Source organism: Actinomyces oris (assembly GCF_001929375.1).
In the GTDB taxonomy this organism is placed as follows: Bacteria; Actinomycetota; Actinomycetes; order Actinomycetales; family Actinomycetaceae; genus Actinomyces; species Actinomyces oris_B.
Map to the genome: position 1 here is coordinate 1 of NZ_MSGO01000044.1, position 5,111 is coordinate 5,111.

Sequence of the window (5,111 nt, forward strand, 5' to 3'; positions counted from 1 at the left end):
GACAGGCCCGGATGCGCCTGGACGAAGGCGCGCACCCAGTCGCCGTCCGTGCGTGCGTAGTCGCGCAGCGCCCAGCCGATGGCCTTGCGGATGAAGAACTCCGGGTCCTCCTGGTTGGCCTCAATGACGGTGGTGAGCAGGTCGAGGTCCGTGTCGGCCTTGTGCTGGAGCTGACAGAGGATGGCGCTGCGCCGCACCCACATGTCCGGGTCGGTGGCCCACACGCGCATGCGGGCCGCCGCAGCCGGATGCTCATGCACCACCAGCCCGACGGCGTGGGAGGTCTCATCGACCAGATCCCACCACTGCCCTGTGCGCAGAAAATGCTCGTAGAGTGCCAGGGACTCCATGCGTCCGGCATGCGACGCGGACAGCTTGGCGCGGATGACGGCCAGCGCCGCGTTGCGCTCCTCGCGGTGAGTGGCCTCATCCCACAGGCGCCGCAGCGCTGCCTCCCAGGTGGCGGCCTCAGTCCACAGGCCGGCGTGGGCGGCGGCGATCCGCTGGGAGATGCGCCGTGTTTCCGGGACCCCGACGCCGTACATCGCCATCTCGGACTTCAGGTACGCCCGCTGCTGCTCGGCGCGGGCGGGGTCGCCCGCCTCCTCCAGGGCCTCACGCAGCTCGGTGATGAAGGCTGAGACCCGCGCACCCGTCTCCCCGCTCACTGTCATCCTCACCCCTCCTCGCAGTGCACCGCACACGCTCTCTCGACACGCTCTCGTCGCCTCACGACGTGCTTCCACAGACATTATGGCCCCGGCGACGCCGGCGTCCGGGGCTCGAATCCGGAGACCCCGGGCTGCGGGCGAGGGCGCAGGACACCCATTGCGGCCGGTGCTCGTGCCACCTCATGTCGAGGCGTCCGCAACATGCCTTCGGCGGTTTGCTCACGCGGCATCCTCCCGGTAGGCTGCCCGTGCATCCCGCGGCGGAGCCGTGGGAAGGCGATGGAGATGTCGCATAGTGGCCTAGTGCGCCTCCCTGCTAAGGAGGTTGGGGTGGAAGCCCCTCGGGAGTTCGAATCTCCCCATCTCCGCCGGACTGAGAGCCCCGGTGCGCGGCAGCGTGCCGGGGGCTTCGTCGCCGAAGCGCTCATTGCGGGTTATCGGCGTGAACGTGGGTTATCGGCGGCCCCGACGGCTCGCCGACCGTTGACGAGTCCTCGTGAATCGGCCCTGCGGTCGGGGCGTTCGCCTCTGGCCGATCGGGGTGCCTGTGTGTCTTCCTGCGCCGATCCGGGATAGCGTGATGCTGTACCCGACTGAGAGGGACCTCATGTCTGACCACGACGCAACCCAGCCGTCGACCTCCGGCTCGCCCCGCCCCAATCAGGGCGACGAGTTCAACGCCCGGACCGTCCTCATCAACCAGGACATGCTCGATGCCGCGCGCGCCGAGCAGCAGGCCCCCGGGCAGGCGCCCGGCTCCGTCCCTGGTGCTGCGCCCGCCGCCCAGTCCGGGTCGTGGCGCCCGGTGCAGCCCGACCTGCCCACAGGGCCTCCCCCCGAGGAGCAGACGCGCACCTACTCCGCGCATGCCGCACAGGCGGCCGCCCAGCCCGGTGCGGCCCCGGCCGACCCTTACATCCAGGCCAACCCCTACGCCCAGCAGAGCGGGACCGCCCAGCCGGCGCCCTACAACCCGCCGGCCCAGTTCGGCCGGCCCAACCCGCCCGGGGGCGGCGGCCTCGGTGCTGCTCAGCCCGGTGCGGCGCCGACCGACCCTTACATCCAGGCCAACCCCTACGCCCAGCAGAACGGGACCGCCCAGCCGGCGCCCTACAACCCGCCAGCCGCCCAGCCCGCCTGGGGCGGGGCAGTAGCCGACGACGGCGCCGCGGCCGCGTCGTCGCCCTTCGCCCAGTCCGCCCCCGGCGTCCCCTCGGCCCCGGGTACCTCCTCGGCCCCCGCCGCCGGTGCGGCTCCAGGCCCCGAGGCGAGTCGGGAGACCCTGCACTGGCCGGGTCAGCAGCCGCAGGCCCAGCCGGCGGGCCTGCAGGACCAGCAACCCTTCGCCCAGCAGCCCGCCCCGCACTCGCACCCCTTCAGCGGGGGCCGTCAGGACGGCGAGGTCGGCATGTCCTCGGTCTTCCCCACGGCGACCGCCCGCGCCGAGGCCGAGCAGGCCACGGAGACCTACGTTCCCGCTGCGACACAGGCTGTCGCCCAGTCCGCGCCGTCGTCCTCAGCCTTCCCGTCGCAGAGCTCGGCGCCCCAGTGGGGCTCGGCCCCCTCCTCCGACGCCGCAGCCGGGCAGACCCCATCCTTCTCCGACATGGTTCCTACCGCAGCGGGCTCACCGTTCGAGCGGTCGACAGGAGACGGAGCGCTGGAAGCAGCGCGGTCCGAGGACTCCGAGAGCGCGGACTCCATGGGCAGCTGGATGCTGACGATCCTGCTGGCCGGCATCCCGGTGCTCGGGTTCATCTACATGCTGGTTCTCGCCTTCGGAAACGGCCGCTCGGCCAGCAAGAAGAACTGGGCCAGGGCCACTCTCATCTGGGGGGTCATTGGCGCCATTCTGGGCCTCGTGTTCTACGCGGTGCTGGGCGCCTCGCTGCTGGGGCTGAACTCCTCCAACGCAGGATGAGCGGCCCGCTGCCCGTGGTGTGAGCACCGCTGCCGCAACAGCGCGCACAGGGCCGGAGCCCCGTCGTCGGCGGGGACTCCGGCCCTGTGCGCATCGTCACGGGGATTGGATTTGTCCCCTGGGCGGACACTGAGTAGTGTTCTACTCGTCGGCAACGACAAGCGCCTGTAGCTCAACGGATAGAGCATCTGACTACGGATCAGAAGGTTGGGGGTTCGAATCCCTTCGGGCGCACCAACACCCCGTCATCGGCTGAATAGTCGGAGCCGGGGTGTTTTCCATTGCGTGGACCGTTCAAAGATGAGTGTGGTCTGAGTTACCCTATGGCTGTAATTCCATCAGTCACGTGCTGGACAGTCGGGAGAGCGTCTCGCTTGCCAAGGAGTATGAGAAGTTGACCTTCGGTCTCAAAACAGTCACGACTGGCTGGTAAAATCTGCGTCGTTCCATGCGTAATGGCGCGTGTGCGCGTCGTTGACAGCATGAGGAGGATGACTCTGTGGTGGGTAGGTTGAAGTGGGACTATGACGATGCGCAGCGAGCAGTTAACGAGTTGAACTCAGCCAGCACCGAGATTGACGGGAAGACGGTCGAGTTGCCGTCTGGGTGCGGGGCCTCGCAGGCGGACGCCTCACGAGTCATCACGGCTGTGGAGATGGCGCTCACGGGGATGCAGACGAGTATCCCTGGAACATCGACCTTGCTGTCGTCCGCGAGTGAATCGATGCGGAAAACGGATGAGAACAACGCCAGTTCCACTCCGACGTCGCACTCGAGTTCCGGATCCAGCTGAAAGGAAGAAGTCAGCATGTCTATTGATACTCATCTCGACGCCACGCCATCGGACATTACGGCTTCGGCAATCAAGATTGGAAATTTGAAGACATCCGTTGATAACTCGATCGATCATCTTGCAAATGCCCGCAAAGATGTGGGAAGCCTTGAAGGTGAATCGGCTAATGGGGCTCGGAACCTGATCGATAGTGCGGTAAAGACATGTGAAGGCATGGTCAAGGATCTGACCAACTACAAGAACGCTCTCGATAACTTGGCGAGCGGGCTGACGTCGATAGGTTCATCGCTGGCCGGTATCAGGGAGCAGGCCACTGCTGGCGGTCTGACAGTGTCAGGGGAACTGGTTCTCAAACCGGAGTTCTCAGAGCAGCAACCATCAGGCAATGCCGATGATAAAACACTAAAGGCGTACGATGAGCGCCACAATGACTATCTAGCGAAAAACAATCTGTATAACTCGTTAGTAACTCAGACAAACGATATTCGCACCCGAGAGACTGAGGTGCGGAAGGCGTTCACGGATTCATGAGGCTTATTCACAGGGCTAGCCGACGCCGGCATCTGCGCAGGTCACAGTGCCTTCGATGGATGCTGTGAATAAGCCTCATTCTTTGGACTGCTGGGTGTTTTTCGGACAGTGCTTGTTTGTGTTTCAGGCTGCCTTCTTCAGGTCCAGGAAATCGCTTTCGGCCTCGTTCGGGGTGCGATACCCTAGGGCTGAGTGAAGGCGAATATGATTGTATCTCAGCTCGATCCACGAGGCAATATCGTTGATCGCCTTGTCCTTCGTGGGATACGCCATCCGGTGGACTCTCTCATTCTTGAGCGTGGCGTTGAACGACTCCGCCCACGCACCCACCCAGTCACGCCCCCGTGCGCCCCACCGAGGGACGAATCCCATAACCCTTGAGGTGATCCAAGAACCTCTGAGACGTGTACTGACTCCCCCTGTCCGAGTGAAAGACCGTCACGCCCTCCTCGACCGGGCATCTCCTGACCGTCATGTCAATGGCCTGACACACCAGGGGCGTGTGCATGTGGTCGGCCATCGCATAACCCACGACCTTCTTAGTACAGCAGTCCAGAACAGTCGCAAGATAGATAAACCCGGCCCACGTCCTGACGTAGGTAATGAGGCTTATTCACAGGGGTAGCCAACGCCGGCATCTGCGCAGGTCACAGCGTGTTTGATGGATGCTGTGAATAAGCCTCAATGTCCCCGCACCACTTACGTCCAGGTTCGTCAGCGGCGGGAGTCCCGCCTGAGCAGGTCCGGGCGCGCATCCAGGTCCTGGGCTGGCACGGTGGTTCGGACTTTTGCCCGTGGCCCGGCGGCCTGCAGGCCCAGGTCGCGCATGATGGCGCGGATCGTGGAACCGCCGGCCCGCACACCACGCCTTTCCAGACTCACCTGAATTCGTCGGTACCCGTAGGTGCCCTCACGAGTCCTCGAAGGCGTCGTTAACCATGACTCCAAGCTCTTTTCTCCTCACAGTTGTTGCTGATTCGGGTCGGTCACGCCAGGAGTAGTACCCTGATTTTGACACGCCCGACCATCGGCACATCGCAGAGATGGGTAGGAGCCTTCTTCACGGTTGATGACCTCGCAAGTGCTCGGTCACGGTCGTTCCTTGGCGAAGAAGGCGGCTGCTTTTTTCAGGAACTCGTTCTCCTGACGCAGCTCACGAACCTCTGCCTTGAGTTTTGCTATCTCGGCTGACTCG

The 5,111-nt window shown here is 64.5% G+C and carries 7 protein-coding genes and 2 tRNA genes; 4 read left to right on the plus strand and 5 right to left on the minus strand.

Features of this window, described 5'->3' with window-relative positions; all coding sequences use genetic code 11:
• On the minus strand, window positions 1–674 hold a 674-nt coding region (locus BKH32_RS10605; protein ID WP_075250010.1), incomplete at its 3' end, for a DNA alkylation repair protein.
• A 278-nt stretch (window positions 675–952) separates the two neighbouring features.
• Between BKH32_RS10605 and BKH32_RS10610 the strand changes: the two genes are divergently transcribed.
• From BKH32_RS10610 to BKH32_RS10620, 3 genes are all read left to right on the plus strand, one after another.
• Window positions 953–1,039 (plus strand) — tRNA-Ser (locus BKH32_RS10610).
• 239 nt (window positions 1,040–1,278) lie between these two features.
• Window positions 1,279–2,592, plus strand: a complete 1,314-nt coding sequence (locus BKH32_RS10615; protein WP_256691651.1) for a hypothetical protein — start codon at window positions 1,279–1,281, stop codon at window positions 2,590–2,592.
• Between the two features lie 161 nt (window positions 2,593–2,753).
• Window positions 2,754–2,829, plus strand: a tRNA-Arg gene (locus BKH32_RS10620).
• 285 nt (window positions 2,830–3,114) lie between these two features.
• On the opposite strand, the gene BKH32_RS10625 is transcribed toward BKH32_RS10620, so the two are convergent.
• On the minus strand, window positions 3,115–3,402 hold the full coding sequence (locus BKH32_RS10625) for a hypothetical protein (RefSeq protein ID WP_075250012.1): 288 nt from the start codon (window positions 3,400–3,402) through the stop codon (window positions 3,115–3,117).
• On the opposite strand from BKH32_RS10625, the gene BKH32_RS13655 reads away from it, so the two are divergent.
• Window positions 3,401–3,916, plus strand: coding sequence for a hypothetical protein (locus BKH32_RS13655; RefSeq protein ID WP_143222799.1), 516 nt, complete (start codon window positions 3,401–3,403; stop codon window positions 3,914–3,916). The genes BKH32_RS10625 and BKH32_RS13655 overlap by 2 nt on opposite strands.
• Before the next feature lie 123 nt (window positions 3,917–4,039).
• On the opposite strand, the gene BKH32_RS13305 is transcribed toward BKH32_RS13655, so the two are convergent.
• From BKH32_RS13305 to BKH32_RS13315, 3 genes are all read right to left on the minus strand, one after another.
• Window positions 4,040–4,288, minus strand: coding sequence for an integrase core domain-containing protein (locus tag BKH32_RS13305; RefSeq protein ID WP_081376779.1), 249 nt, complete (start codon window positions 4,286–4,288; stop codon window positions 4,040–4,042).
• Window positions 4,251–4,529 (minus strand): DDE-type integrase/transposase/recombinase, encoded by a 279-nt coding sequence (locus tag BKH32_RS14775; RefSeq protein ID WP_081376780.1) that lies wholly within the window; start codon window positions 4,527–4,529, stop codon window positions 4,251–4,253. The genes BKH32_RS13305 and BKH32_RS14775 overlap by 38 nt, the downstream gene beginning before the upstream one ends.
• Window positions 4,530–4,630: 101 nt before the next feature.
• Window positions 4,631–4,864, minus strand: a complete 234-nt coding sequence (locus BKH32_RS13315) for an IS3 family transposase (RefSeq protein ID WP_081376781.1) — start codon at window positions 4,862–4,864, stop codon at window positions 4,631–4,633.
• Window positions 4,865–5,111: the final 247 nt, after the last annotated feature.